We start from the raw sequence: 26225 nt of genomic DNA, 5'->3' as shown, positions 1-26225 counted from the left end.
GATACAAACAAGCCGTGCAATCAAAGATAGCACGGCTTGTTTTATAAATAGAGTATTATTAAGCCAGTTTAGATTTAACTAATTGGCTTACTTTACCCATGTCAGCGCGGCCTTGGATTTGAGGTTTTAACACGCCCATCACCTTGCCCATATCCTGCATACCAGCGGCACCTGATTCAGCAATTGCTTTGTCTAATAACTCGGCAACTTCTTCATCGGTTAGTGCTTGTGGCATGAAATCTTCCAGTACTGTAATTTCAGCACTTTCTTTTTCAGCAAGATCATCACGACCAGCAGCAGTAAACTGCGAAACTGAATCGCGACGTTGTTTAACCATCTTAGTTAATACAGCAATGATTTCATCGTCAGACAAAGTTGTTTGACCATCAACTTCACGCTGTTTAATTTCAGATAAAGCTAAACGAATAGTGCCAAGGCGTAATTTATCCTTGGCTTTCATCGCTAACTTTTGCTCTTCTTTGAGTTGTTCAATTAGAGCCATAACTTAGTCCTAAATAGTTAGGTAAGTTATTAGTACAGGCGAACGCGACGTGCGTTTTCGCGAGACAGCTTCTTAGCGTGACGCTTTTGAGCTGCTGCTTTAGCGCGTTTACGTACTGTAGTAGGTTTTTCGTAATGTTCACGACGGCGAACTTCAGAAAGAATACCTGCTTTTTCGCAAGAGCGCTTGAAACGACGTAGTGCAACGTCGAACGGTTCGTTTTCACGTACTTTAACTACTGGCATATGCCTTTCACCTCAGGTGTTAGTCAATTCGCTGGTAGTTATAATTAACCAGCTATTATTCAAATTGGTGCCGAATTTTAATCCGATCTAGTCTCTTTGTAAAGCATTCTTGATTAAGAATTGAGTAATTTCTTTGTTTATTTTGCCTTCTTAAGGCATCTCCTTGCTTGAGGTAGCTCAGGGATGTAGGTAATATGGCGATAAATTAACAGGTAGCTGAGAAAAATATGCGAATTTTAGGCATTGAAACCTCGTGTGATGAAACGGGTGTTGCGATTTATGATGATGAAAAAGGGTTATTAGCTCATCAGCTGTATAGCCAAGTAAAACTGCATGCTGATTACGGCGGTGTAGTGCCTGAATTGGCTTCTCGTGATCATGTTAAAAAGACCATTCCGTTGATTAAAGCAGCACTAAATGATGCTGGTTTAACCAAAGATGATATCGATGGGATTGCGTATACTGCTGGCCCTGGTCTAGTGGGCGCCTTACTTGTTGGTTCAACTATTGGTCGAAGCATTGCTTATGCATGGGATGTTCCTGCAATTCCTGTTCATCATATGGAAGGGCATTTACTTGCTCCGATGCTTGAGGATGAGCCACCAGCATTTCCATTTGTTGCTTTACTTGTTTCTGGTGGTCACACCATGATGGTTGAAGTAAAAGGCATTGGTGAATATCAGATCCTTGGTGAATCTGTGGATGATGCGGCTGGTGAAGCATTTGATAAAACAGCAAAACTGATGGGATTAGATTACCCTGGTGGTCCATTACTTTCTAAATTAGCAGAGAGTGGCACAAAAGGGCGTTTTAAATTCCCACGCCCTATGACCGATCGCCCTGGCTTGGATTTTAGTTTTTCTGGTTTGAAAACATTTGCTGCAAATACGATTCGTGGCAATGAAGATGATCTACAAACACGAGCTGATATTGCTTTTGCTTTTCAGGAAGCGGTAGTTGATACATTAGCGATTAAATGTCGCCGAGCTTTAAAGCAAACAGGCATGAAACGTTTAGTGATGGCTGGTGGCGTAAGTGCGAATAAATATTTACGCCAAGAACTAGAAGTGATGATGAAGAAAATTGGTGGTGAGGTGTATTACCCTCGAACTGAATTTTGTACCGATAATGGTGCCATGATCGCTTACGCTGGAATGCAACGTTTGAAAAACGGCGAAACGACAGATTTAGCGGTTCAAGCTAAACCTCGTTGGCCAATAGATCAGTTAGCGCCAATTAAATAAAAAGTGATCCGTTTGGATCATAAAAGATCGTTATCTATATAAAGGGGCTATTTAGTCCCTTTTTCTTTGCCATATTTTTGTCTCTTTGCCTTCAAAGAAACGTTTTATATTTTCATGATGCTTTAAAACGATTAAGCAAGAGAGCATAGCAACAGGTAAGGTATATTGAGGTTTTACAAGCCAAGTAAATAGAGGGCAAGTAAAGCGGTGATCATTGAAGCTAATGAAGAGTATCCAGTTACAAGTACAGTGACGACCCAGCAACCAAATAACATACCTGTTAAATCTAATCCTATCGGGGCTAATGCTCCAAGAGCGGTCGCAACACCTTTACCACCCTTAAAATGGAAAAAGAGCGGGTACATGTGACCTAAGCAAGCAGAGATCGCAATGATACCAAGCATAAAAGGATTTATTTCAAGAAAATAACCACCCCATACAGGTAACATTCCTTTTAGGATATCGCATAAGAGGACTAACCCTGCAGCACTTCTTCCACCAATTCTAAATACATTAGTGGCACCTGGATTATGAGAGCCAGAAGTTCGAGGATCAGGTAACCCTTTTAATCGGCAGATTAAAACCGCACTAGAGATCGATCCTAGCAGATAGGCGATGATGATCATAATTAGTGCAAGAGGGGTCATGAATGAGCCTTAATTTAAACGATCGAGAGCGATCAGAAATCATTTTTATAGTATATTGCTCGACACATTGAGCAAAGTAATATCAATATTACGTTGTTTTTCTTTTGATGGGTATCCGACCTCTTAATAAAAAGTGTGATCAAAGATGGATTTAGTATTTATAAAACAGCTTGAAGTAATTACCACCATTGGTGTTTATGAATGGGAACAGGGAATTAAACAAAAGCTCGTATTAGATATTGATATGGCTCACGATAACAAACCAGCAGCAAAATCCGACGATGTTGAGCATTGTTTAAATTATGCAGAAGTGAGCGAAGCAGTAACAGAGTATATTCAAAATGGTCGATTTTTATTAGTTGAACGTGTAGCTGAAGAAATTGCCGAGCTAATCATGACTCGTTTTTCTGTTCCTTGGGTTCGAATTCATTTATCTAAACCTGGTGCAGTTGTAAATGCGCATAGCGTCGGTGTTGTGATTGAGCGAGGAAGTAAATGATCACAACTTATATTGGCATTGGCTCCAATATTGAACCAGAAAAGCATGTAAAGGCTGCGATAGATGAGTTAAAGCTGTTAGGAAGCATTACTCAAATATCAACTGTATATGAGGCTGAGCCTGTAGGCTTTTCAAGTAATAATTTTTTTAATTTAGTCGCTGAATTAGAAGTTACGTGTTCATTAAGTGAACTTGCAGCTCAATTACGTGCGATTGAACTAAAATGGGGAAGGTTACCTGATGCACAAAAGAATCAAGATCGTACGTTAGATCTGGATATCTTGTTGTATGGTGATGTGATCTCAAATAATGATCCTAAATTACCAAGAGAGGATCTATTTAAGTTTGCATTTGCTATTTTGCCTCTTGTTGAGCTTAACCCCGATTTAATTGTACCTGGTACAAAAACAACCATTAGTGAGATATGGAATCATTTCACTCACAATCAATCACTCAAACCCGCGTTAATTAACTTAAGGTTTTAATGGAATATCATGACGTACTTTGAAGCTTTCTTTCTTGCTCTTCTGCAAGGATTCACAGAGTTTTTACCTATCTCAAGTTCAGCTCATTTAATTTTACCCTCTGCAATTTTAGGCTGGTCAGATCAAGGTTTAGCTTTCGATGTCGCCGTTCACGTTGGAACATTAGCTGCGGTGGTTATCTACTTTAGAAAAGAAGTGGTGACATTATTAACAGCTTGGGTCGGTTCTATTGTAAAAAAAGAGCATAACAAGGAATCAAATTTGGCTTGGTTAATCGTGTTAGCTACGATTCCAGCGGCTTTATTTGGCTTACTATTTAAAGATTTTATTGAAATATATTTACGTAGTGCATGGGTTATTGCTGCAACAACGATTGTTTTTGGTTTATTGCTTTGGTGGGTAGATAAAAATGCAACGTTAGCAAAAGATGAATACCAAATGACGTGGAAAAAAGCGTTATTTTTAGGTATAGCTCAGGCAATGGCGATGATCCCTGGTACTTCTCGTTCAGGAATCACAATTACTGCAGCGTTGTATCTTGGATTTACTCGTGAGGCAGCGGCACGTTTTTCTTTCCTAATGTCCATTCCAATTATTACACTCGCTGGATCTTATCTTGGTCTTAAATTAGCGATGAGTGATATTTCAATTCACTTAGGCTTATTAAGTACTGGTGTGATTGTCTCTTTTATTAGTGCCTATATCTGTATTCATTTCTTTTTGAAGCTGATTTCAAGTATGGGGATGATGCCGTTTGTTATCTACCGTATCTTATTAGGTTCAAGCCTATTGGTATGGTTAGCTTTGCACTAGAGACTAGAGACTAGAGACTAGAGACTAGAGACTAGAGACTAGAGACTAGAGACTAGAGACTAGAGACTAGAGACTAGAGACTAGAGACTAGAGACTAGAGACTATACGCTTCGCTAACTAGAAACGATAAGAGCAAGTATTTCTGGAATGACAATGTTCTAGGCTTCAGGATACTTGCTTGCAGGTTTCGGGTGTATTCGATTTGATTTTCCTGAAACCTGAAACCTGAAACCTGAAACCTTGGCTTTTATCGTCTCTAGAGCGAAGCGTTCTAGTTTCTAGTCAGCGTAGCGTATAGCTTATTTGATATTCAACTTATCCTTTACCGCTTCAATTCGTCTTTTGCTTAACTCTTCTCTGATCTCCGGCCCTTTAAATCCTGCTGCAACCACATCTTTCACTTCCACATTTTTTGCAGCATCAAATGCCGCTTCAAAACGTTTTTTTTGTGGGTAAGGTTGAGTTTCTAACCCCAATCTTCCTGCATGATCAGCTTGGCAGCAAAGTAGTATAGGAGCTAAGCGTTCTGGTTTACGCCACACATCCATTTTATCGAATATTTTAATGAAGGTTTGTGCTCGTAATTCTGCTGCTCTGTGGATATTAGAGTGATGTTCACATACTAATAGAGCAAGATCTCGATAGTCATTTGGTACACGAACACGATCACACAATCTTTTAATCAGTTTTATGCCTGTATGGCAATGCAGTTTATGGCTTGGCCATTCTGATTCTGGCGTGACACCTTTCCCAAGGTCATGTACTTGTGCTGCAAAGCGAGTCGGTAAGTCTTGGCTTAATAGAGCAGCTTGCTGAGCAACCATTAGGGTGTGGATCCCTGTATCAATTTCAGGGTGCCACTTTTCTGGTTGTGGTACACCAAATAAAGCATTGAGTTCAGGTAGCACAATAGCAAGAGCACCACATTCTTTTAGCGTAGAAAGAAAGATTTCAGGATGCTGGCTAGATAATGATTTTTGCCACTCTTGCCACACTCGCTCAGCAGTTAAATGAGATAGTTCACCACTATCCACTAATACTTTCATTAGATGCATGGTTTCAGGGGCAACCGTAAAGCCTAAATGATGAAAACGAGCAGCAAAACGAGCGACACGCAGAACTCGCAAGGGATCTTCAGTAAATGCATCAGATACATGGCGAAGTGTGCGGTTTATAATGTCTTGTTGGCCATTATAAGGGTCGATGAGCTCACCATTATCAGCTTGAGCGATGGCATTAATTGTTAGGTCTCGGCGTAATAAATCTTCTTCTAATGTGACATCTGGCTCTGCATAGCAAGTAAATCCTTTATAACCTTGACCGCTTTTTCGTTCCGTTCGGGCGAGTGCGTATTCTTCTTTAGTTTTCGGGTGTAGAAATACAGGGAAATCTTGTCCAACGGTTTGATAACCGAGAGAATCCATTTTTTGTGGAGTCGAACCAACAACAACCCAGTCTTTGTCTTTTACATCAATATTGAGAAGTGAATCTCGAACTGCACCGCCAACTAAATAAATTTTCACGTTTTGTCCTAATCGCTGCCAAGATAAAGAGAACTTTCTTTACTTTCTTACATCCAATGATACCGTGCAAGTAGAGTTTTTCGACTTTTTATTCCCATGCTTTGTTTTTGTTGAGCCGATTAGGATAGATTTAACCTTATGTACCAAGATTTTTTTGGCTTTGATGAGCTGCCATTTTCAATGACACCAAATGCACGATTTCTTTATTTAAGTGATCGTCATAAAGAAGCATTGAATTACCTATTATCTGGTTTAGGGCAAGGTGGTGGTTTTGCATTATTAACAGGGGAAGTAGGGACAGGTAAAACAACGGTTTCAAGAGCGTTATTTTCTCAGTTAGATGAAAAGGTGAATTTAGCTTTAATTTTAAACCCTATGTTTAGTGCTCAAGAGTTATTAGAAGCGATTTGTGATGAATTTGAAATTGCGTATTCTTCTCTTGCTTCATTAAAGCAGCTAACCGATAACATTGTTCACTACTTACAGAGTGAAAACGAAAAAGGCTACCAGACCATTGTAGCTATCGATGAAGCTCAGCATCTTGGCCCTGATGTTCTTGAGCAGCTGCGCTTATTAACAAACTTTGAAACCGATAGCGATAAGCTATTAAAAGTCTTATTAATTGGTCAGCCTGAACTGCAGCAAAAATTGCAGCAAACAAATTTACGACAATTAGCGCAGCGAATTACTGCGAGATACCACTTATTACCATTAACGCCACAAGAGATTGAACATTATATTGTCCACCGTTTAGGCGTAGCTGGTGGAGATACTTCGTTATTTTCTTCATCATTAATTAAAAAAATTGCTCAGTATTCAAATGGGATACCTCGTTTAGTTAACTTATTATGTGATAAAGCATTGTGGGTGAGCTATCAAAATGGCAATCAAAAAATAGATCAAGCGGCGCTTAAAAAAGCAAGTGAGTTGGTTCTTGACTGGCAGGTTGCTTCTACTACTGAACATTCATCTATAAATATTCAAGCGCGTCGCTTTATTCCGTTAGCCGCTATCGTGTATCGGCTTTGTTGTGCTTTGGCATTTATTCTATGCTGCCTAGTTATTTAGATAAGCATTTTCCAATACAAGAACCAGTTGTTGAAGCGCCTTTAGTGGGGTTTCATGATCAATCTGATGCATTTAAACAGTTACTTTCCGTATGGGGCTACTCTGTCAATTCATTCCAAGCTAACTGTACCAATGCAAAACGTGCGCAATTATATTGTTTAGATGACAACGGAACGTTAAATGATTTGCTTGCTGTGAATCGTCCTGCGGTTGTTTGGTTACAAGAATATTCTGGCGAAGGTCTGCTAGCTATTGTATATCGTGTGAGCTCTAAAGGTATTGAGTTGTTGCTTCCTTCTAAGCGTGTGGAAGTATCACACCAATGGTTTAGTCGCCACTGGAATGGGGCATACGTGCAATTATGGCAAAAGCCAATAATTACAGAGCGTGCGATGCGAAAAGGAGACGAAGGTGAAGCTATTTTTGCATTAAATCACCTACTTTCAACCGCGCTAGAGCAGCCTATGATTGAGTCAGATTTCTTCGATGAAAAAACGGAACAACAAGTGAAGCAGTTTCAGGAAATTTTTGGTTTGAAAGAGGACGGCATTGCTGGTTCTAGTACTTTGATGTGGTTGGATAGTGTTACCAATGCAAATGCTCCGTTATTACAAGGAGAAGATTAATATGTTGTCGAAATCGATATCTCCCGTACTCATTGGTGTGATTATTATTCTACCTCCGTTATCGCTTAGTGCTTATATAGCTTGGCCTTATTATCAAGCTCAGCAGCAAGAGATCATTATTCCACCTTCTACCTATACAGAGCTTTCATTTCCAGAGGTAGATACTCAAAAATTACCTATTCAAGCAACGAAGCTCGCATTAGTGTCGTCAGCGAAAAATAAAGGTAATACGACTTCACCTCCTTTGGTTTCAGAACCCGAAACAAAGGTGGTAGCAAAAAATAAAAGCATGGGGGATTCTGGTGATTTCAATGTGAATGAATTGGACTTGTCTGAGTTGTCTCCGGAATTAGCTGCTCGGTTTGAATCGATATTGAGCGATCCGGAACAGGAATATATTGAACCAGAAACAGAAGAGTCCGAGATTAAGTCTGGCGTGGTCGCATTAGATAAAAATGCAGGTCAATTTATAGGTCGTCTACCTGCAATGAATTTTCAAACTCATAACTACACATCGAAACCAAGCCGTCGTTGGGTAAAAGTTAATGGGAAAGAAGTGAATATTGGTGGACACATTACATCGAATACTTCTTTGTTAGAAATTAATCCAAGAAACGTGGTTGTTGAATTTAAAGGACAGAAAATTGAAATTCCTGCTCTGTATGAATGGAAAGGGTAATTTGTAACACATACAAAAAAGCTCAGAATAATCTGAGCTTTTTTATGTCATAAAACTTATCGATTAAGACCAACCATTTGGTTTCTTCTTACGACTTGGGATCATGTGTGGTAGCAGTAAGCCAAACAGTAGACCAATACCAGCTACACCACCGCCGTACATAAAGTATTTTAGTAGTAAGTCTTCTTTTTGCGTATCAAGCTTAGCTCGTAGTTCACGAACTTCTGTTTGAGAGCTGATTAGCTGATTATTTACATCGCTGTAGCTTTGCTCTAAATCTTGAATTTGCTTATTACGTTGCTCTAAGCTATCTGCTAATCCAGCTTTTTCATTGTTAGCTGCTTTACGTGCGTTAGCAAGTTGCGTTTTAACTGAAGCTAATTCTTCTTCAACTTTCGGTAGACGTTCACCTAAACCAGGTTGACGAGAAACAAACTTACTTTCAACCCAGCCTTTACGACCTTTAGTGTCTACGATTTGCGTAAAGCCAGTACTTCTGTTACTTGCTAATTGAGTGATGCGATCACCGGCATTAACACTACCAATAATTTTATATTGGTTACTTGGACCTGAATGCATGTAAGTAAACAGGTTATCAGAAATATAACGAGTTTGAGCTTGTGCTGGCGCAGCAATAGCCCAAGCAAGTAGAATCAGGCTAATAAAATGCTTCACAATAATATTCCTTTGAAAAATGGGCCCTGAATCATTTTCAGATCATCAAGTGTTGATATCTGATTGATTCAAACGAAGGTATAGATACTAAAAATAATTAGGCCCAGATGCAAGAAAAGAGGAGATATTACTCTCCTCTTTGTGCCATTGTTGCAAAATTGATTACGCTTATGCGCCGATACCGAAGAGCGCTTGCATTCCGTAGTAGAAAACAACGGCTAATAACGCACCAGCAGGTAGGGTAACAACCCAAGATGCCACAATGTTACGAACAACACCTAAGTTTAGTGCGCCAATACCACGAGCAAAACCAACACCTAGAACCGCACCAACAAGTGTTTGGGTTGTAGAGATTGGAAGACCAGTACCTGATGCTAATACAACCGTTGAGGCTGTTGCTAGTTGAGCAGCAAAACCACGGCTAGGAGTCAGTTCTGTAATACCAGTACCAACTGTTGCCATCACTTTGTGACCTAATGTTGCAAGACCAACAACGATACCAATACCACCTAGAGGAAGGATCCACCAAGCAATTGTACTTTTCGCTGTGATTTCACCCATGTGTTCAACTGTTGAAACAACAGCAGATAGAGGACCGATCGCATTAGCAACATCGTTTGAACCGTGAGCGAAAGCCATCGCACACGCAGTGATAACCATAAGCGTACTGAAGATACTTTCTACGCCAGTAAAACCACGGCTGTCTTTCTCATCGTTTACCGTGTTTGCAAACTTACGAGAAATATAAATGTAACCACCAACCATTACTAATGCAGAAATACCTGCAGAAGCAACCCATGCCTCACCATTACTTAGATGTAAGCCAACATGTTTTAGACCTTTTTTGATCGTAACAAGAGCAATAACCATAGTCGTAATGAACATGTAAACAGGAACAAAACGTTTCGCATTCATCAGTGGCTTATCTGTATCGAATATCAGTCGTTGAGCACTGATAAATATCATATAAGCAAAGATACCAGAGATAAGCGGGGTAATTAACCAACTACCAACGATACCTTGAACTGAGCTCCAATCAACCGCTTCAGTACCAACAGCAACACACGCGAAACCAATGATAGCACCAATGATTGAGTGAGTTGTTGATACTGGCCAGCCCATGTAAGAAGCAAGTAATAGCCAAGTACCAGCAGCAAGTAGTGCTGACATCATACCGTAAACTAAAACTTCAGGTTGGCTAGCGAATAGAGAGGTATCAATTACCCCTTTGCGGATTGTATCTGTAACCTCACCACCTGCAAGGTATGCCCCTGCAAATTCGAAGATCATAGCAATGATGATTGCTTGTTTTACTGTTAGTGCTTTAGACCCTACAGATGTGCCCATTGCATTGGCAACATCATTTGCACCAATACCAATAGCCATAAGGAAGCCAAAGAAGGCTGCGATTAAAATAAGGGTCGTGCCGTAGTTAGCAAGAATATCCATTGTATTACCTGTTACTGAATCACAAACTTATGAGCGAGATAGCATTAGTTCTAAACGAGAACCAACACGTTGTGCTTGGTCGGCAATGCCGCCAACCCACTCAAGGATTTTATAAAGGAACATAACATCGATCGGATTGTACTTGTGTTCGATGCTCATGAGTTGTTGGCGCAGTTTAATTTGCAATTCATCAGTATCATCTTCAATGATATCTAATTTATTGATCATCTCTGCAACCAAAGTGACTTCACGTCCTTTAAAGCCTGTTTCCAATAGCTCGTCCAATTCGCTGATTACTTCTTGTGCTTGACTAGCAGCATCTAAACAGCGTTGAACATAAGCTAAAAATGCATCCTGCATGGAGCTTGGAATTTCAAGTTGGCGACCAACAACGCGGCCAGCAATATCTTTAGCTAAGTTAGCAAGTTTATCTTGCTGAGTTAAAAGACCAAGCATATCGGTACGATCAACTGGCATGAATAAACCGCGTGGAAGCTTCAAACGGATTTCACGTTTTAATACATCCGCTTCTTTCTCTAAATGAGAAATCTGCGTACGAATTTCATTCGCTTTTTCCCAATCACCTTTTGTACACGTTTCGAAAAACGGAACAAGCAGTGAGCAGCATTCATTGACACAAACAACGTGACGCTGCAAAGGTTTCATAGGGGACTTTGCGAATAACCCCATAATAGTATTTACTGGCATGGTTTCTTAACCTATAAAACAAGCACCTAATGGTGATTTGTTAGACGATGGCCATAAAGGCGCGAATGTTAACCCAATCCTAGACTCAATAAAACTACTTTAGATCATGGTTTGGGCATTATTTCTTGCTTGATACCGAACAGTTTAAGCCATATCCTTGGAAAGACAACGGTTATGAGGTCATTATGGAAACTGAAATAGAATTGAAATTTTTTGTATTTCCTGAGTTTGTAGACACTATTATAGACAAAATTTCAGGCGCGAAAGTCATAGAACAAAGCTGTCTCAACCTAGGAAACATCTATTTTGATACTCCTGAACAGCATCTTCGTAAGCATGATACTGGACTTAGAATCCGACGATTTAATGATGAACGCATCCAAACATTAAAGACAGCGGGAAGAGTTGTTGCTGGTTTGCATCAACGACCAGAATACAATGCAGATCACGATTCTGATATTCCAAATGTCTATTTACATCCTTCCGATGCATGGCCTGATGACATTGCTTTAGAAGATCTTCAGCAGCAACTTTCTCCTCTTTTTTCTACCAATTTTGTTCGTCAACAATGGTTAGTTGCTATGCCTGATGGCAGTGAAATTGAATTGGCATTTGACCAAGGTGAGGTGATTTCGGGTGATAAAACTACACCGATTTGTGAAGTGGAATTAGAACTGAAATCGGGTCAAACGGATGCTCTATTTACTCTAGCTCGTGATTTGTGTAGCTCTGGTGGAATGCGATTGGGTAACCAAAGTAAAGCGGCAAAAGGGTATCGCTTAGCGATGGATACGCCTGCGGATAGCGTAAAACCGTTAACCTTAGTAAGAACCGAATCAAGCGATAGTGTAGAAACGTGTTTTGTTAATTCTTTAGAACATGCGTTGTCACATTGGCATTATCATGAACAAATTTATATCGATACTCAGGATAAATTAGCACTACAAGAAATTCGCATTGCTATCGCATTCTTGCGACAAATTTTCTTGGTATTTGGTGAAATGGTACCAAAGCGAGCCAGTGAGTTATTGCGTCAAGAGTTGAAATGGTTAGAAGAAGAGTTGCATTGGCTTGATGAGTCTGAACACCTTGAGTATTTAATAGAAGAAAAAGGCCACGTGTTAAGAAAATTAGATGCACGTAAATTTTTAGTTGCTAGCTTAAAAGAGAGTGCGGAAGCGTTACCAACGACGGATGAAATGATGAAGTTGCTGATGTCGGCTCGTTATTGTGGGCTACTGCTGGATCTAAGCCGTTGGATTTTAACTCGTGATTGGCAGCCTTTCCTTGATGATAAAAAACGTCAAGTGTTACAAGAATCTATTGATAGTCATTCTGGTATATTGCTTGATCGTACTTGGGAAGCGTTAGATTCTGCTTTCTCTACTGAAAATCAATTATTACCTGTTGATTACTTTAAACAGAAAATGCGTTTACGCCGTAATTTAATGACAGGTACTTGTTTTGCTCTTATTTATGATGAAGAGCGAAGAAAAGGATTCCGATTACCTTGGTTAGATTTATTACAAGGTATTGGTGACTTGATGAGTTTAGAGCCATTACGTTCAAGAGTGCAGCTTCTGGAAGATGAAGAAGAGAAAGAGCAACTTGAGCGTTGGTTGTTGCGTCAAGAGCGATCAATTTTGCATGCTATGGAGCAAACTCGTCGAGCAGGGCTTGAGTATCCTCCTTATTGGCAATAGCGAGCGGTAGCTATTTATCCAACTCTTAGTTAATAAGAGTTAGGATTCACAAAGAAGAGAAGTCATCACTCTACATTGGGTTGATTACTTCTCTTTTTTATTTTCAATTAACTCAATTTTTTTCAGAATTTCAGCTTGCTGTTGTAAGAGTAAATTGATTTTTTCATCTCTTTCTCGCTTTTCTTGTTGCTCATGTCGTCTTTGTTCTAGTTTCGCAGGCTCTGTGATGATTGATGTTATTAAGCCTGAGATCATGCCGAAAATGCCAACACCAGATAAAATAATCATTACAGCTAAAATTTTTCCAGCCACTGTTATTGGATAATGATCTCCATATCCGACCGTTGAAATAGTCACAAAGGCCCACCATACAGCATCTCCTGCGGTTTGTATGTTAGCGTTAGGGTTATGGCCTTCAAACATCAACATAAAGACAGAGCCTAACGAAATAAGGCTAACCATTAATACTAAAATAGAAGCAATCGTGGCTTCTTTTCGATTTGAACGGATTTGTTTTAGTAATGATTGGCTAGAACGCAGTAAGCGGAAAACACGCAGAATGTGAAAAATACGAGCATAACGAACAGGTTCAATAATCGGAATGCTAGCAACAAAATCTATCCAATGATCTTTTAAATATTGTGTTTTATGTTTTGTTCGGAATAAGTCTAGAGATAGTTGAAATAAAAAGAGTGCGCAGATAATAGTATCAAGTGCGATCAGTATTGTGCGGCTACTATGTTCTAGTGGTACAAACAGTAAGCTAGAGATCACAATTAGCGATAAAAAGGAAAGTATCAGTGACATTAAGCTCATCGGTTTAAGGTCAACTTTGTTATGATTCATCATAATTATTTATGCATTTCCGTTAAAAACAAAAGTGATGTGTGTATCTGCATGAAGCATTTTTATCATGCACTAAAAAATTTAATTCTGAAAGGTTGCGGGAGAAACTATGTCAGTAATAACGTTTAAGCCATGGGAAAGGCTAGTCACCGATATTAAACTGGTACCAAAGTTGGTCATGTTAATGGTATTTAGTACTATATTGTTGGTAACGAAACAGTTATGGGATGCAAACACATTTTATCAATCCGTTATTACTATTCAGAAAGAGCGAGCACAAGAATCAGCAATGGCGAATGCTGAACTTGTTAATCGTCTACTTAATTATAACGCTGAAGGAAAAGAGTTAGCTGCAGAAGCCATCACAATTCAAGCTAAGGGCTGGAAAGACGGTAACTACATTTATGTTATTGATCGTGATAGTGGTAAAGTCTTTGGGCACCAATCAGCGACATCAATGTCATCTTTGACTCAATCGCTAGACGACGGTGGGTCATTGCAAAAAGTATTTGAACAACTCGCTTCTAATAAAACCTATTCATTACTTGATCACACTCGATATGAGTCAGCCGTTAAAGTTCCAGACCATAACTGGGTTGTTGTGGCCTCTCAATCAGCCAGTGTTGCAGAGCAATATTATCAAGATTATCTCACACAAGTGATCTGGCAAACCTTGGCAATGATTGTGTCATTCATGGTTATTTTACTTGGTGCTTCAAGCATTATGTTGAGACAAATGAAATATTTGAATACGTCAATGAAGCAGATCGCGGAGCAAAATTTATCAGAGCCTGTAGAGATGAACTGTAAAGATGAATTTGGTGATTTAGCAAGAGAGTTGAATAAAACACGATTACAACTAAAGAGTGTTGTTGAGACTCAGTTATCAGCTTCTCAAGAGCTAGCGGGTTTAACTGAAATCATGACTATTAGTATGGAAGGTACAAAGGAAGCGGCTCAAGAGGAGTTTGCAGAAATTGACCAGCTAGCAACAGCGATGAGTGAAATGAACTCAACGGTTCAAAATGTGGCTGAGAATGCACGTAATGCTTCAATTGGAACTGAACAAGCTCAATCTCAAGCGAAGATTGGTCAAGAGTTTGTAGAAGGTACGATTGTTAAGATTCAAGCATTGTCTGGCGATATTGCAGCGTCAGCTGAAGTGGTAAATCAAGTTGAAGAACGAGTGGTTTCTATTAGCTCTGTTGTTGAAACCATCCGTGGTATTTCAGAACAAACTAACTTACTTGCTCTTAATGCGGCAATTGAAGCTGCTCGTGCTGGTGATGCTGGTCGTGGTTTTGCAGTTGTTGCCGATGAAGTGAGAAATCTTGCTCAAAGCACTCAAGGAGCAACAGTCGAAATTCAAGATATGATCACGCAACTTCAAAATAGTGCTAATCAAGCTGTAGAGTTGATGGAAAAAAGCGTAGTTGAAGCTGCGGAAGGCGTTGAACTTGTTACGAATGCAGGATCTGAACTCGATCGTATTGTTGAGCAAGTAAATAAAATCAACGAAATGAATTTCCAGATCGCAAGTGCGGCCGACCAACAAAGCAGTGTTGCGGAGGAAATGGATCAAAACCTAACTAATGTGAGAGAGTTGGTTGATGCTTCTGTTGTGGTGATGACTGAGTTAACTGAAACCTCAGAAGAAATGCAGAAAAATGCAGAAGAATTAGAGTCAAAAATGAAGGTTTTTAAAATCTAGCCTATCCTGTTTTAAAATTAATAACGCCTACACTCCAGTTGTAGGCGTTTTTGTTTGCGGCTAAAACTAAAATTTGGCACAGTGTTATTTGCTCTATGTACTATGCAACTAATCCAAAAAAGTATATGGCTATTTTACTTGTTAACATAACCGATTCATCTATTCGCTTGAATTGGTATGAATGGAATTTTCGATAAGGAATATCATGTCTTTGCCATCATCTCTACTTTCTCTCGCTGAACATCGTTTGCAAGAGCTTACATATCTTGACCATATTCAATCGTGGCCAGAAGCGTTTAAAACTCAATTAATGATAGCTTTGGGATGCAGTGACTTTCTTCATGAAGCGTTTGAACAAGATGAATATCTTTGTCAGCATTTTCCAAGTTTATTCGAGGTGGAGTGCCGTAGTGAACAATATCGAGAGTTATTACAAGCCCAATTAGCGAAGTGTGCCGATGAAAATAGCTTAATGCGGGAGCTTCGCTATTTTCGCCGTCGAGAGATGAGTTACATTGCATGGCAGGATTTTAATTTAGCTCACAATGAAATATCCAATTGGTCATTAGAGAAAAGCTTATCTCACCTATCTTTACTGGCTGAGGCCTTAATTGTTGAGTCTTATCAATGGTTATATAAGCAAGCCTGTATTGATTGGGGAACACCTAAGAACGCGAAAGGTGAAGATCAACCTATGCTCATTATCGGTATGGGGAAATTGGGTGGTGGAGAGTTGAATTTCTCATCCGATATAGATTTGATTTTTACTTACCCTGAAAACGGTGAGACAGAAGGTGCTCGTCGTAGCATTGCCAATGCGCAATTTTTTACTCGATTAGGGCAAAAGCTGATTAAAGCATTAGATCAAAAAACATTTGATGGCTTCTGTTATCGAGTTGATTTACGACTTCGTCCATTTGGAGATAGTGGACCATTAGTCATGAGTTACGCTGCGTTGGAAGACTATTATCAAGAGCAAGGGCGTGACTGGGAACGTTACGCAATGATAAAAGCGCGAGTAATGGGTAAAGAAACGTATAGCCATTATCAAGAACTTCGCCAAATGCTGCGTCCCTTTGTTTTCCGTCGCTATATTGATTTTGGTGCCATTCAAGCATTACGTCGAATGAAATCCATGATCACCAGTGAAGTTCGCCGTCGTGGATTAAGTAACAATATTAAATTAGGTGCAGGTGGTATTCGAGAAGTTGAGTTCATTGCTCAAGTATTCCAACTTATTCGTGGTGGGCGTGAACCATCATTGCGTGGTCGAGGGTTATTAGAAACCTTATCTGCGATTAAAGAATTAGGACAACTTTCTGTTTCAGATGTTGATACCTTGATGGCAGGGTATTGCTTTTTAAGACGTTTAGAAAATCTGTTGCAAGCCATCAATGACAAACAAACGCAGACGCTACCTGATGATGAAAGAGATCAAATGCGTTTAGCTTTTGCCATGGGAATGCAAGATTGGTCAACCTTGTATGCAGAAATACAGCAACATATGACGTCAATTCATGCGGTGTTTCATGATCTGATTGGCGATGATGATGACGAGTTAGAGAATAGTATTGATTCATCCTACCGTGAGTTATGGGATATGGCTCATAACAAAGAAGTACTAGAACACATTCTTGAAGAGCTCAATCCAGAACAATCAGTACAACTCACTAATCAGATTATTGACTTTAAAGGTGAGCTGAAAAAGAAAACCTTAGGACCAAGAGGGCGAGATGCGATTACGCATTTAATGCCGAAATTGTTCAATATTGTGATTAAGCGAGAAGACGCAGCTGATACTTTACCTCGCTTAACTAAATTAATTCAGGCCATTGCAACTCGAACGACTTATCTGGAACTATTAGATGAACATAATGGTGCACTGCAGCATTTGGTTCGTTTATGTTCAGCAAGTCCAATGGTTGCAGAGCAATTAACGCGATATCCAATATTATTAGATGAACTATTGGATATTAACCAACTCTATAATCCTATTGAATTAAGCCAATATAAAGTCGAATTGCGCGAGTTTTTAGCTCGTATTCCTGAAGATGACATGGAACAGCAAATGGAAGCTTTGCGTCAGTTTAAGCAAATATGCTTGCTTAGAATTGCTGCATCAGACATTGCTGGTGGGTTATCGTTAATGAAAGTGAGTGATCACTTAACTTATTTATCAGAAGCAATAGTAGAAGCGGTTGTTAACCAAGCTTGGTTACAAGTAACAGAGAAGTTTGGTGAACCATCTCATTTAGAAGGTAGAGATAGTAAAGGTTTTGCGGTTATTGGTTATGGTAAAGTGGGCGGATGGGAGCTAGGTTATAACTCCGACCTCGATATCGTATTCATGCACGATTGTGATGTGAATACGTATACCAATGGTAAAAAAGAGATTGATGGTCGTCAGTTTTATCTACGATTAGCGCAGCGCATTATTCATATCTTTTCAGTTCGTACCGCATCAGGCATTTTGTATGAAGTGGATACTCGTTTGCGTCCATCTGGAGCATCGGGTTTGCTCGTTAGTACGAGTGAGGCGTTTGATGAATACCAAAGAGAAGATGCGTGGACATGGGAGCATCAAGCTTTAGTTCGGGCTCGTATGATTTATGGTGATGAGCAATTACAGCAGGCGTTTAAAGTCACACGGCATGAGATTTTGTGCTTAGAGCGAGAAGATGAAAAGCTAAAACAAGATGTTCTTGATATGCGAGAAAAAATGCGTGATCACCTTGGTGGGAAAAAGCACATCGCTTCATGATTAAGCAAGATGCTGGGGAATTACAGATATTGAGTTTTTGGCACAATATCTTGTTTTGAAATACAGCCATACGCTTCCAAAGTTAACCCATTGGTCAGATAACGTTAGAATATTTGAAAGTTTTGCTCAGCAAGATGTGATGGACAATGGTACTGCAAATGAGCTCATTGAGGCTTATTGCACATTAAGAAATGAAATACACCACCGTAATTTACTTGGTTTTGATGCCGACGTAGAAGACGATAAATTCAGTGGTGAAAGAAACGCCGTAATAAAAGCTTGGGAGCATTGGCTTAAATAATAGTTAACGTTAGGTTTAAAACGACTAAGTTGGCGTAGAACTTGCGTAAATGCTACCATTTGTAACAGTAGATTTTTTATAAATAGCTCGAACCAATAATGGTGGATAGTTTGCTATTTATTGCCGGAGAAAAGAATGAAACCGACACTTCCAAATTATGATCAATCAAGCGTATTGATTGTTGGTGATGTGATGCTTGACCGTTACTGGGGTGGCCCTACGAGTCGTATTTCACCAGAAGCACCAGTACCTGTTGTTAAAGTTGAAAAAATTGAAGAACGTCCAGGTGGTGCAGCAAACGTAGCAATGAATATTGCTGCATTAGGTGGTGATGCACACTTAGTTGGATTGGTTGGTGAAGATGAGCCAGCACAAGCATTAACAACAACATTAGAGTCATTAAAAGTACATTGTGACTTTGTTGCTCTTCCTGAATTTCCAACTATTACTAAATTACGAGTGATGAGTCGCGGTCAGCAACTTATTCGTTTGGATTTTGAAGATAGCTTCCATGATGTTGCTGCAGAACCGATTATTAGCCGTATGCAACAAGCACTATCAAGCGTAAAAGCCGTTGTTCTTTCTGATTATGCGAAAGGCGCTTTAGAGCACGTTCAGTTGATGATTCAAGAAGCACGTAAAGTCAATGTACCTGTGTTTATTGATCCTAAAGGTGCCGATTTTGAGCGTTACCGTGGTGCAACGTTATTAACGCCTAATATGCTTGAATTTGAAACGGTAGTTGGCAAAGTTAAAGATGAAGATGATCTAGTAGCAAAAGGCCAACAGATTATCGAAGAGTTTGATTTTGAAGCATTACTTGTTACTCGTAGTGAACATGGTATGACATTACTACGCCGTAATATGGAACCATTGCATTTACCTACTCAAGCACGTGAAGTGTTTGATGTGACAGGTGCTGGTGATACGGTTATTTCAGTATTGGCTGCATCAGTATCAACAGGTAAACCGTTAGATGAAGCGTGTGCATTAGCAAACGCCGCTGCGGGTGTTGTTGTTGGTAAATTAGGTACTTCTACGCTATCAACCATTGAACTTGCAGAAGCAATTCATGGTAGCCAAGACTCTGGCTTTGGTATTATCGGTGAAGAACAGCTGATCAGTGCAGTAAAACAAGCTCGTGCTCGTGGTGAGAAAGTTGTTATGACAAATGGCTGTTTTGATATTTTACATGCAGGTCATGTTTCTTATTTAAATCATGCTGCTGAATTGGGTGATCGTTTGATTGTTGCTGTTAACACTAATGAATCAGTACAACGATTAAAAGGTCCTGGTCGTCCTATTAACCCAACAGATCGTCGCATGGCGGTATTGGCTGGTTTAGGTGCAGTTGATTGGGTTGTTCCTTTCTCTGAAGACACACCACAAAGATTGATCTCACAAGTATTGCCATCGCTATTGGTTAAAGGCGGTGATTATGCGATTGAAGATATCGCTGGTGGTGCCGAAGTGATTGCTGCGGGTGGTGAAGTTAAAGTATTAAACTTTGAAGATGGCTGTTCAACAACAGGTATCATTGAAGCCATTAAAGGCGGTCGCGGCTAATAGCGGCAACGGATAAAAGAAAAGCCACATTATAGTAATGTGGCTTTTTTGTTTGTGTGCTAATTATGTCGTAATTACATAATTGGTATCAACTTATTTGGTTTGCGTCGTCTTATTTGCTTTTAAACCCATGTTGATATCCATGATATCTTGTTCGCTTAGTGTGCCAACTGCTTGTTTTAACTGAAGTACGCTAATAATGTAATCGTAACGAGCGTTTGCTAAGTTACGGTTTGCATCATACAAACGACGAGTAGAGTCTAATACATCAACAATAGTACGAGTACCAACATCAAAACCTGCTTCTGTCGCTTCTAATGCTGATTGTGCAGAGATAACTGTTTGTTCGTATGCTTTTAAAGCACCAATTGACGCATTGATGTTGTTATTAAATGCACGTACATTTTTAGTTACATCACGGTACGTTGCTTCTAGCTCTTGGCTTGCTGCTACATATTGGAATTCAGCTTGGCTTGTTAGTGAGCTTGTATTACCACCGGTATATAATGGGATATATAAATTAATACCAGCATTGATGTCGCCGTAGCTATCATCATTAAAGCCATTTTTTGTGCCACTTTGATCCGTGTAGTTATAACCCGCATCAAATGTCAGTGATGGCATGTGACCAGAACTTGCTAGAGAAATATTATCTTTTGCTACATCAGCGCTGATACGAGCGGCTAATAAACTCAAGTTTTTCTCTTGTGCTTCTTCAATTAGGCTATCAGATGATTGCTCTGATGGGCTTGCTGAAAAGCGTTTAGTATCAAGTACGCTTAGGTGAGTATGGCCCTGGCCTGTAATTACTCGTAAATCTTCGTAGCTATTTACTAATTGGTTCTCTGTTAATACTTCATTTGCTAATACGCTATCGTATTGAGCTTGAGCATCATGAACATCGGTAATTGCTGACAAACCTACATCAAAACGTTGTTTTGTTTGTTCAAGTTGACGAGCAACGGCTGCTTTTTCTGCTCGTACAAATTCTAGGTTATCGTTGGCACGCAGCACGTCAAAGTAAGCTTGTGCGACACGTAAAATGACACCTTGTTGTTCTGCTGCATATGCCGAGTCTGCTTGGCGAGCGCTTTTCTCTGCAATGTCTAAGCTAACCCAGCTAGATTGTTGGTATAGCTCTTGAGAAAGGTTAATACCAGCAGTTAAACGATCATTATCACGAGTATCGTTGTCACTACGTAAAATATTGTAGCCTGCTGTTAAGTCGATTTGAGGTAACAATGAACTTTGCGAAGAGTTTACCGCTTCAAACGCTGCGTCTTTCGTTGCAGCAGCTCTTAATAGCTGAGGGTCATTTTCTTTAGCTTGGTTGTAGACTTGTGCTAGATCATCGGCAGCAGCTAAAGAGCTGAAACTACCTAGTGCCATTCCAATAAAGAGTGGAAGCAGTTTTCTCATGGTGGTTTGTCCTGCAAAAATTGTTTTATATAATATAGTTCATAGAGTGTACCTTATCTAGACACCCTCTGGCTCTAAAGATTACGTTTTTTTACGTTTTATAAGCATTACTTCAAAGAAATATAATGGAAAGCTTATAAAAAAAATGTAAGCATTATCAAAAAAGTTGAGTTAATAAATTGTTGCTCGTAAAAATGAGTGATAAAACAGAGCGAGAAATTGAGAGGAATCGATGGTTTTATCATCAAATATAGACCTAGTGAATCAGTTTGGTTCTGAAGATGTTGAAATAATATCGAAAGAGCCTTTGTTTAATGGTTTCTTTAAAATGACAAAAGTTGCTTTTCGTCACCAATTGTTTAGCGGCGGTTGGAGTGAAGTCATTGAACGAGAGCTTTTTGAACGAGGTCATGCGGTTGCATTATTGCCTTATGATCCTAAAACGGATCAGGTTGTATTAATTGAACAGATCCGAGTTGGAGCATTAGAATCCAACGCGCCTTGGCAGTATGAAATTGTCGCTGGAATGATCGATAAAGATGAATCAGCAGAGCAAGTGGCCGTTCGTGAGGCCGATGAAGAAGCCGGTATAACCGTTGCTCATTTAGAGAAAATATCGCATTTTTATCCATCTTCGGGTGGCTGTACTGAAAGAATCGATGTTTTTGTTGGGTGTGTTGATGCTTCTAAAGCCGAAGGTATCCACGGTTTAGAAGATGAAAACGAAGATATTCAAGTACATGTTGTTTCTCGTGAAGAGGCGTATGCCCTTGTTAATCGTGGCATAATTGAGAATGCAGCCTCAATTATTGCTCTTCAATGGTTAGAATTAAATGTTTCGCGTTTGCGATCACAGTGGAATGCGCAATAACATGCGTAAATACCATGTAGATTTAGCGAGCTTGATGAGAGTATATGAAACTAATTACGCTAAATTAGTGTCTCTTTTACCAAAGAAAGAAAATATAGGTGCATTAGCAAGCTATCAAGTGTGCCAGCAGCAGTATCAGATAAAAGTCTTGGAAGTCACTGTTTATACCACATTGGTTGAGGTTTATCAGATTGATGAACAACCGATATATCCACTTCCGAAATTAACGGTTCGACTTTATCATGATGCGAGAGTTGCTGAGGTATGTGCAAGTCAGCAACTTGCTTATATCAAAGCAAAATATGATTATCCAAATGGAAAGATGCTTCAGAAAGATGAAAAGCATCAATTAAACCAGTTCCTAAGTGACTGGCTGACGTTTTGTTTAAAAAATGGGATAAGCCAAGAACCCATTTTTTTAGAAAAGAATTAAAAGGTTGTAGCTATTTTGCTCTCTGAAACATTACTTAATGAAGAAAGCGATTCGATTCGCTTGTTACAGATAACAGATACCCACTTGTTTGCGCCAGAAGATGGTGCATTACTTGGCGTACCTACACGAAAAAGCTTTCAAAGCGTTGTAGAACAAGTACTACAGCGAACTCCTGATTTTGATGCCATTCTTGCTACGGGTGATATTTCTCAAGATCATACCGTTGAATCTTATCAGCACTTTGTTAAGGGAATAATGCCTCTAAAAAAGCCTTGTTTTTGGCTTCCTGGTAATCATGACTATAAGCCAAGCATGGGCGGTGTTTTACCTTCTCCACAGATTAGTGCGTGTGAACATTTACTTATTGGTCAGCATTGGCAAGTGATTATTCTGGACAGCCAAGTTGTAGGTGTTCCTCATGGTGCTTTATCTGATGAGCAGTTAACATTATTAGATAACGCATTATCTCAACACCCTCAACGTCATTCATTGGTATTATTGCATCACCATCCATTGCCTGCTGGAAGTGCTTGGTTAGATCAGCATCAACTTAAAGAAAGTGAGCAATTTTGGTCTGTCTTAGCAAAATATCATAATGTGAATGGAATTGTTTGCGGGCATATTCATCAAGAGTTAGACCGAGTTGTTAACGGTATTCGCTTATTAGCTACACCATCTACTTGTGTGCAATTTCTTCCTGATTCAGATGATTTTGCTTTGGATTCTCAAGCTCCAGGTTGGAGAACATTAGACTTATTACCAAATGGTGATATTGAAACGCAGGTATATCGACTTAAAGATTGTGACTTTTCAGCGGATAGTGAAGCTGGGGGCTACTAATGTATAAACCAAGTTTGCTTTTGTATATTCACGGTTTTAACAGCTCTCCTTTATCTCATAAGGCACAAGTCATGGCTGAGCATTGCAAAGTACATCGGCCAGATATCAAGGTTATCGTGCCTCGTTTACCTTCTTATCCTTCACAAGCGGCAGAGTTTTTAGTTCAACTTGTTGAAGAATATAAAGACACGCATCAGATTGGTTTGGTCGGTAGCTCTCTTGGTGGGTATTTATCTACGTGGTTAAATCATCAATATGGTTTTAAAGTGGCTTTAGTTAACCCTGCGGTTAAGCCTTATGAGTTACTCGCCGATTACCTTGGAAAGCAAGTAAACCCATATACTCAAGAAGAATACTTTCTTGAAGAGAAGCACATGGAAGAGCTGTTAGCGTTGCAAGTAGAAACGTTACATTCTGTTGATGACTTATGGTTATTGCAACAAGAAGGCGATGAAGTCCTCGATTATCGACAAGCTGTAGATAAGTATTCAGCTTGTAAACAGACAATAGAAAAAGGTGGCGATCATAGTTTTGTTAACTTTGAGCGTTATCCTGAACAAATTATTCAATTTCTAAATTTATAGTTACTGTTTCTCTACGCAAGAGACACAGTATCGATACAATCTTTAATACAAAGCCACATATTTAGAGTGGAATTAGGGGCGTTTGCTTGACTTTCCCTTCTCCCTTTCAGACTATGTGACAAATTTTAAGAAGCCTTCCGAGATATGACTGAACAATATAATGCAGGAGCCATTGAGGTTCTAAATGGCCTTGAGCCCGTTCGTCGCCGTCCTGGTATGTACACCGACACTGTTCGTCCAAACCATTTGGGCCAAGAAGTTATTGATAACAGTGTCGATGAAGCTCTAGCCGGACACGCGAAAAAAGTTGAAGTAATTTTACATGCCGATCAATCACTTGAAGTTATTGATGATGGGCGTGGTATGCCTGTTGATATCCACCCAGTAGAAAAAGTTTCTGGTGTTGAACTTATTTTATGTAAGTTGCACGCTGGTGGTAAATTCTCAGGTAAAAACTACGAATTCTCAGGTGGCTTACACGGGGTTGGTATCTCTGTTGTAAATGCTTTGTCAAAACGAGTTGAAGTAACAGTTCGTCGTGATGGCCAGGTATATGAAATTGCTTTTGAAAATGGCGACAAAGTATCAGACCTAACGGTAACAGGTACTTGTGGTCGTCGTAATCGTGGTACCAGTGTTCATTTCTGGCCTGATGCGAGCTATTTTGATTCAGCAAAATTCTCTGTTACTCGTCTTATTAATAATCTAAAAGCTAAAGCAGTACTTTGTCCTGGTTTAGAAATTGTTTTTAAAGATAAAGTTAACGATAAAGAGCATAACTGGTGTTATGAAGATGGTCTTAAAGATTACCTTCTTGAAGGTGTAACTGGCTTTACATTATTACCAGAAATTCCATTTACGGGTGCTTTTTCTGGCACTGGTGAAGCGGCTGATTGGGCGGTAACTTGGCTACCTGAAGGCGGTGAGCTAGTTGCTGAAAGTTATGTAAACCTTATTCCTACAGCACAAGGTGGTACGCACGTAAATGGCATGCGCCAAGGTCTTCTTGATGCAATGCGTGAGTTCTGTGAGTTCCGTAACCTTGTTCCTCGTGGTGTTAAGCTAACTGCTGATGATATTTGGGACCGTTGTGCCTACGTATTATCGGTGAAAATGCAAGATCCACAATTTGCTGGCCAAACTAAAGAGCGTTTATCTTCACGCCAGTGTGCAGCGTTTGTTTCTGGTGTGGTAAAAGATGCATTCAGCTTATGGTTGAATGAGAAACCACAAATTGCAGAGCAACTTGCTGAAGCATGTATTGCGAATGCGCACCGTCGTATGCGTGCAGCTAAAAAAGTGGTTCGTAAGAAAATAGCTTCTGGCCCAGCTCTTCCTGGTAAATTGACCGATTGTTCTGTTCAAGATTTGGCTCGTACTGAACTTTTCTTAGTGGAAGGGGACTCGGCGGGTGGTTCTGCAAAACAAGCTCGTGATCGTGAGTTCCAAGCTGTTATGCCACTGCGTGGTAAAATTCTGAATACATGGGAAGTGTCGGCTGACCAAGTATTAGCGTCTCAAGAAGTTCATGATATTTCTGTTGCTTTAGGTATTGACCCTGATTCCGATGATTTATCAGGTTTACGTTACGGTAAAGTATGTATTCTTGCCGATGCCGATTCTGATGGTCTTCACATTGCAACTTTGCTATGTGCGCTTTATCTAAAACACTTCAAAGCACTGGTTCAAGCTGGTCATGTTTATGTTGCCATGCCTCCTTTGTATCGTATTGATTGCGGTAAAGAGGTGTTCTATGCACTTGATGAAGAAGAAAAAGAAGGCGTATTAGATCGTTTAAGTAATAAGCGTGCAAAAATCAACGTACAGCGATTTAAAGGATTGGGTGAGATGAACCCACTTCAATTGCGTGAAACGACGATGGATCCAAACACACGACGTCTTGTTCAGTTAACGATCGATGATGATGAACAAACTGATGAAATGATGGATATGCTTTTAGGCAAGAAACGTGCAGACGATCGTCGCTCTTGGCTACAATCTAACGGCGATCAGGCAGAGGTATAAAA

At 39.7% G+C, this 26225-nt stretch carries 21 protein-coding genes and 3 pseudogenes; 15 read left to right on the top strand and 9 right to left on the bottom strand.

The annotated features are described in order from the left end of the window. Positions 1 to 58: 58 nt before the first annotated feature. Positions 59 to 502 (bottom strand): GatB/YqeY domain-containing protein, encoded by a 444-nt coding sequence (locus AAFX60_012215; protein ID XDF77407.1) that lies wholly within the window; start codon positions 500 to 502, stop codon positions 59 to 61. 29 nt (positions 503 to 531) lie between these two features. Beyond that, positions 532 to 747: a 30S ribosomal protein S21 gene (rpsU, locus tag AAFX60_012210; protein XDF77406.1), complete on the bottom strand. Its 216-nt coding sequence runs from the start codon at positions 745 to 747 to the stop codon at positions 532 to 534. Between the two features lie 227 nt (positions 748 to 974). Here rpsU and tsaD point away from each other — a divergent pair, with 227 nt between their 5' ends. Next, positions 975 to 1991 carry a tRNA (adenosine(37)-N6)-threonylcarbamoyltransferase complex transferase subunit TsaD gene (gene tsaD, locus AAFX60_012205; GenBank protein XDF77405.1) on the top strand — a complete coding sequence of 339 codons (1017 nt, stop codon included), beginning with the start codon at positions 975 to 977 and terminating at the stop codon, positions 1989 to 1991. Between the two features lie 51 nt (positions 1992 to 2042). Here the strand turns inward: tsaD and plsY are convergent. Next, positions 2043 to 2638: pseudogene (plsY, locus tag AAFX60_012200) on the bottom strand (glycerol-3-phosphate 1-O-acyltransferase PlsY). Positions 2639 to 2783: 145 nt separating this feature from the next. On the opposite strand from plsY, the gene folB reads away from it, so the two are divergent. The 3 genes from folB to AAFX60_012185 are packed head-to-tail and all read left to right on the top strand — an operon-like array spanning position 2784 to position 4435. Continuing rightward, on the top strand, positions 2784 to 3137 hold the full coding sequence (folB, locus tag AAFX60_012195) for a bifunctional dihydroneopterin aldolase/7,8-dihydroneopterin epimerase (GenBank protein ID XDF77404.1): 354 nt from the start codon (positions 2784 to 2786) through the stop codon (positions 3135 to 3137). Further along, positions 3134 to 3622: a 2-amino-4-hydroxy-6-hydroxymethyldihydropteridine diphosphokinase gene (folK, locus tag AAFX60_012190; protein ID XDF77403.1), complete on the top strand. Its 489-nt coding sequence runs from the start codon at positions 3134 to 3136 to the stop codon at positions 3620 to 3622. The genes folB and folK overlap by 4 nt, the downstream gene beginning before the upstream one ends. Positions 3623 to 3631: 9 nt before the next feature. Further along, the gene (locus AAFX60_012185) at positions 3632 to 4435 is read left to right on the top strand and encodes an undecaprenyl-diphosphate phosphatase (protein XDF77402.1); all 804 of its coding nucleotides are present in this window, start codon (positions 3632 to 3634) and stop codon (positions 4433 to 4435) included. Between the two features lie 299 nt (positions 4436 to 4734). On the opposite strand, the gene AAFX60_012180 is transcribed toward AAFX60_012185, so the two are convergent. Further along, positions 4735 to 5958, bottom strand: a complete 1224-nt coding sequence (locus AAFX60_012180; GenBank protein ID XDF77401.1) for a multifunctional CCA addition/repair protein — start codon at positions 5956 to 5958, stop codon at positions 4735 to 4737. A 138-nt stretch (positions 5959 to 6096) separates the two neighbouring features. On the opposite strand from AAFX60_012180, the pseudogene AAFX60_012175 reads away from it, so the two are divergent. Together AAFX60_012175 and AAFX60_012170 are read left to right on the top strand one after the other, a co-directional pair. Beyond that, positions 6097 to 7652, top strand: a pseudogene (locus AAFX60_012175) (AAA family ATPase). Position 7653: 1 nt separating this feature from the next. Next, positions 7654 to 8331, top strand: a complete 678-nt coding sequence (locus AAFX60_012170) for a general secretion pathway protein GspB (protein XDF77400.1) — start codon at positions 7654 to 7656, stop codon at positions 8329 to 8331. Positions 8332 to 8394: 63 nt separating this feature from the next. Here AAFX60_012170 and AAFX60_012165 read toward each other — a convergent pair whose 3' ends face one another. The 3 genes from AAFX60_012165 to AAFX60_012155 all read right to left on the bottom strand — a co-directional run bounded on the left by AAFX60_012165 (position 8395) and on the right by AAFX60_012155 (position 11163). Further along, positions 8395 to 9006: a TIGR04211 family SH3 domain-containing protein gene (locus AAFX60_012165; protein XDF77399.1), complete on the bottom strand. Its 612-nt coding sequence runs from the start codon at positions 9004 to 9006 to the stop codon at positions 8395 to 8397. 168 nt (positions 9007 to 9174) lie between these two features. Further along, entirely contained in the window at positions 9175 to 10455 is a 1281-nt protein-coding gene (locus AAFX60_012160; GenBank protein ID XDF77398.1) for an inorganic phosphate transporter, read from the bottom strand. A gap of 27 nt (positions 10456 to 10482) precedes the next feature. Next, positions 10483 to 11163, bottom strand: a complete 681-nt coding sequence (locus AAFX60_012155) for a TIGR00153 family protein (GenBank protein XDF77397.1) — start codon at positions 11161 to 11163, stop codon at positions 10483 to 10485. 185 nt (positions 11164 to 11348) lie between these two features. Between AAFX60_012155 and AAFX60_012150 the strand changes: the two genes are divergently transcribed. Next, positions 11349 to 12866 carry an inorganic triphosphatase gene (locus tag AAFX60_012150; GenBank protein ID XDF77396.1) on the top strand — a complete coding sequence of 506 codons (1518 nt, stop codon included), beginning with the start codon at positions 11349 to 11351 and terminating at the stop codon, positions 12864 to 12866. 84 nt (positions 12867 to 12950) lie between these two features. On the opposite strand, the gene AAFX60_012145 is transcribed toward AAFX60_012150, so the two are convergent. Continuing rightward, on the bottom strand, positions 12951 to 13715 hold the full coding sequence (locus tag AAFX60_012145) for an ion transporter (GenBank protein ID XDF77395.1): 765 nt from the start codon (positions 13713 to 13715) through the stop codon (positions 12951 to 12953). A 106-nt stretch (positions 13716 to 13821) separates the two neighbouring features. Here AAFX60_012145 and AAFX60_012140 point away from each other — a divergent pair, with 106 nt between their 5' ends. From AAFX60_012140 to hldE, 3 genes and pseudogenes are all read left to right on the top strand, one after another. Beyond that, positions 13822 to 15423, top strand: a complete 1602-nt coding sequence (locus tag AAFX60_012140; protein XDF77394.1) for a methyl-accepting chemotaxis protein — start codon at positions 13822 to 13824, stop codon at positions 15421 to 15423. Between the two features lie 205 nt (positions 15424 to 15628). Continuing rightward, positions 15629 to 18485, top strand: a pseudogene (glnE, locus tag AAFX60_012135) (bifunctional [glutamate--ammonia ligase]-adenylyl-L-tyrosine phosphorylase/[glutamate--ammonia-ligase] adenylyltransferase). A 135-nt stretch (positions 18486 to 18620) separates the two neighbouring features. Beyond that, positions 18621 to 20051, top strand: a complete 1431-nt coding sequence (gene hldE, locus AAFX60_012130) for a bifunctional D-glycero-beta-D-manno-heptose-7-phosphate kinase/D-glycero-beta-D-manno-heptose 1-phosphate adenylyltransferase HldE (protein ID XDF77393.1) — start codon at positions 18621 to 18623, stop codon at positions 20049 to 20051. 93 nt (positions 20052 to 20144) lie between these two features. Here hldE and tolC read toward each other — a convergent pair whose 3' ends face one another. Further along, positions 20145 to 21470, bottom strand: a complete 1326-nt coding sequence (gene tolC, locus AAFX60_012125; GenBank protein XDF77392.1) for an outer membrane channel protein TolC — start codon at positions 21468 to 21470, stop codon at positions 20145 to 20147. A 232-nt stretch (positions 21471 to 21702) separates the two neighbouring features. Here tolC and nudF point away from each other — a divergent pair, with 232 nt between their 5' ends. From nudF to parE, 5 genes are all read left to right on the top strand, one after another. After that, on the top strand, positions 21703 to 22341 hold the full coding sequence (gene nudF, locus AAFX60_012120) for an ADP-ribose diphosphatase (protein XDF77391.1): 639 nt from the start codon (positions 21703 to 21705) through the stop codon (positions 22339 to 22341). 1 nt (position 22342) lies between these two features. Beyond that, positions 22343 to 22774 carry a DUF1249 family protein gene (locus AAFX60_012115; GenBank protein ID XDF77390.1) on the top strand — a complete coding sequence of 144 codons (432 nt, stop codon included), beginning with the start codon at positions 22343 to 22345 and terminating at the stop codon, positions 22772 to 22774. 15 nt (positions 22775 to 22789) lie between these two features. After that, positions 22790 to 23614: a 3',5'-cyclic-AMP phosphodiesterase gene (cpdA, locus tag AAFX60_012110; protein ID XDF77389.1), complete on the top strand. Its 825-nt coding sequence runs from the start codon at positions 22790 to 22792 to the stop codon at positions 23612 to 23614. Then, a complete protein-coding gene (yqiA, locus tag AAFX60_012105) occupies positions 23614 to 24198 on the top strand; it encodes an esterase YqiA (GenBank protein XDF77388.1) in 585 nt (194 codons plus the stop codon). The genes cpdA and yqiA overlap by 1 nt, the downstream gene beginning before the upstream one ends. Positions 24199 to 24342: 144 nt before the next feature. Then, entirely contained in the window at positions 24343 to 26223 is a 1881-nt protein-coding gene (parE, locus tag AAFX60_012100) for a DNA topoisomerase IV subunit B (protein ID XDF77387.1), read from the top strand. Positions 26224 to 26225: the final 2 nt, after the last annotated feature.

This window comes from Aliivibrio fischeri (assembly GCA_038993745.2).
GTDB classification, from domain to species: Bacteria; Pseudomonadota; Gammaproteobacteria; order Enterobacterales; family Vibrionaceae; genus Aliivibrio; species Aliivibrio fischeri_B.
Note: the sequence above shows the minus strand (reverse complement) of the source record. Positions and strands in the feature narration are given on the sequence as shown.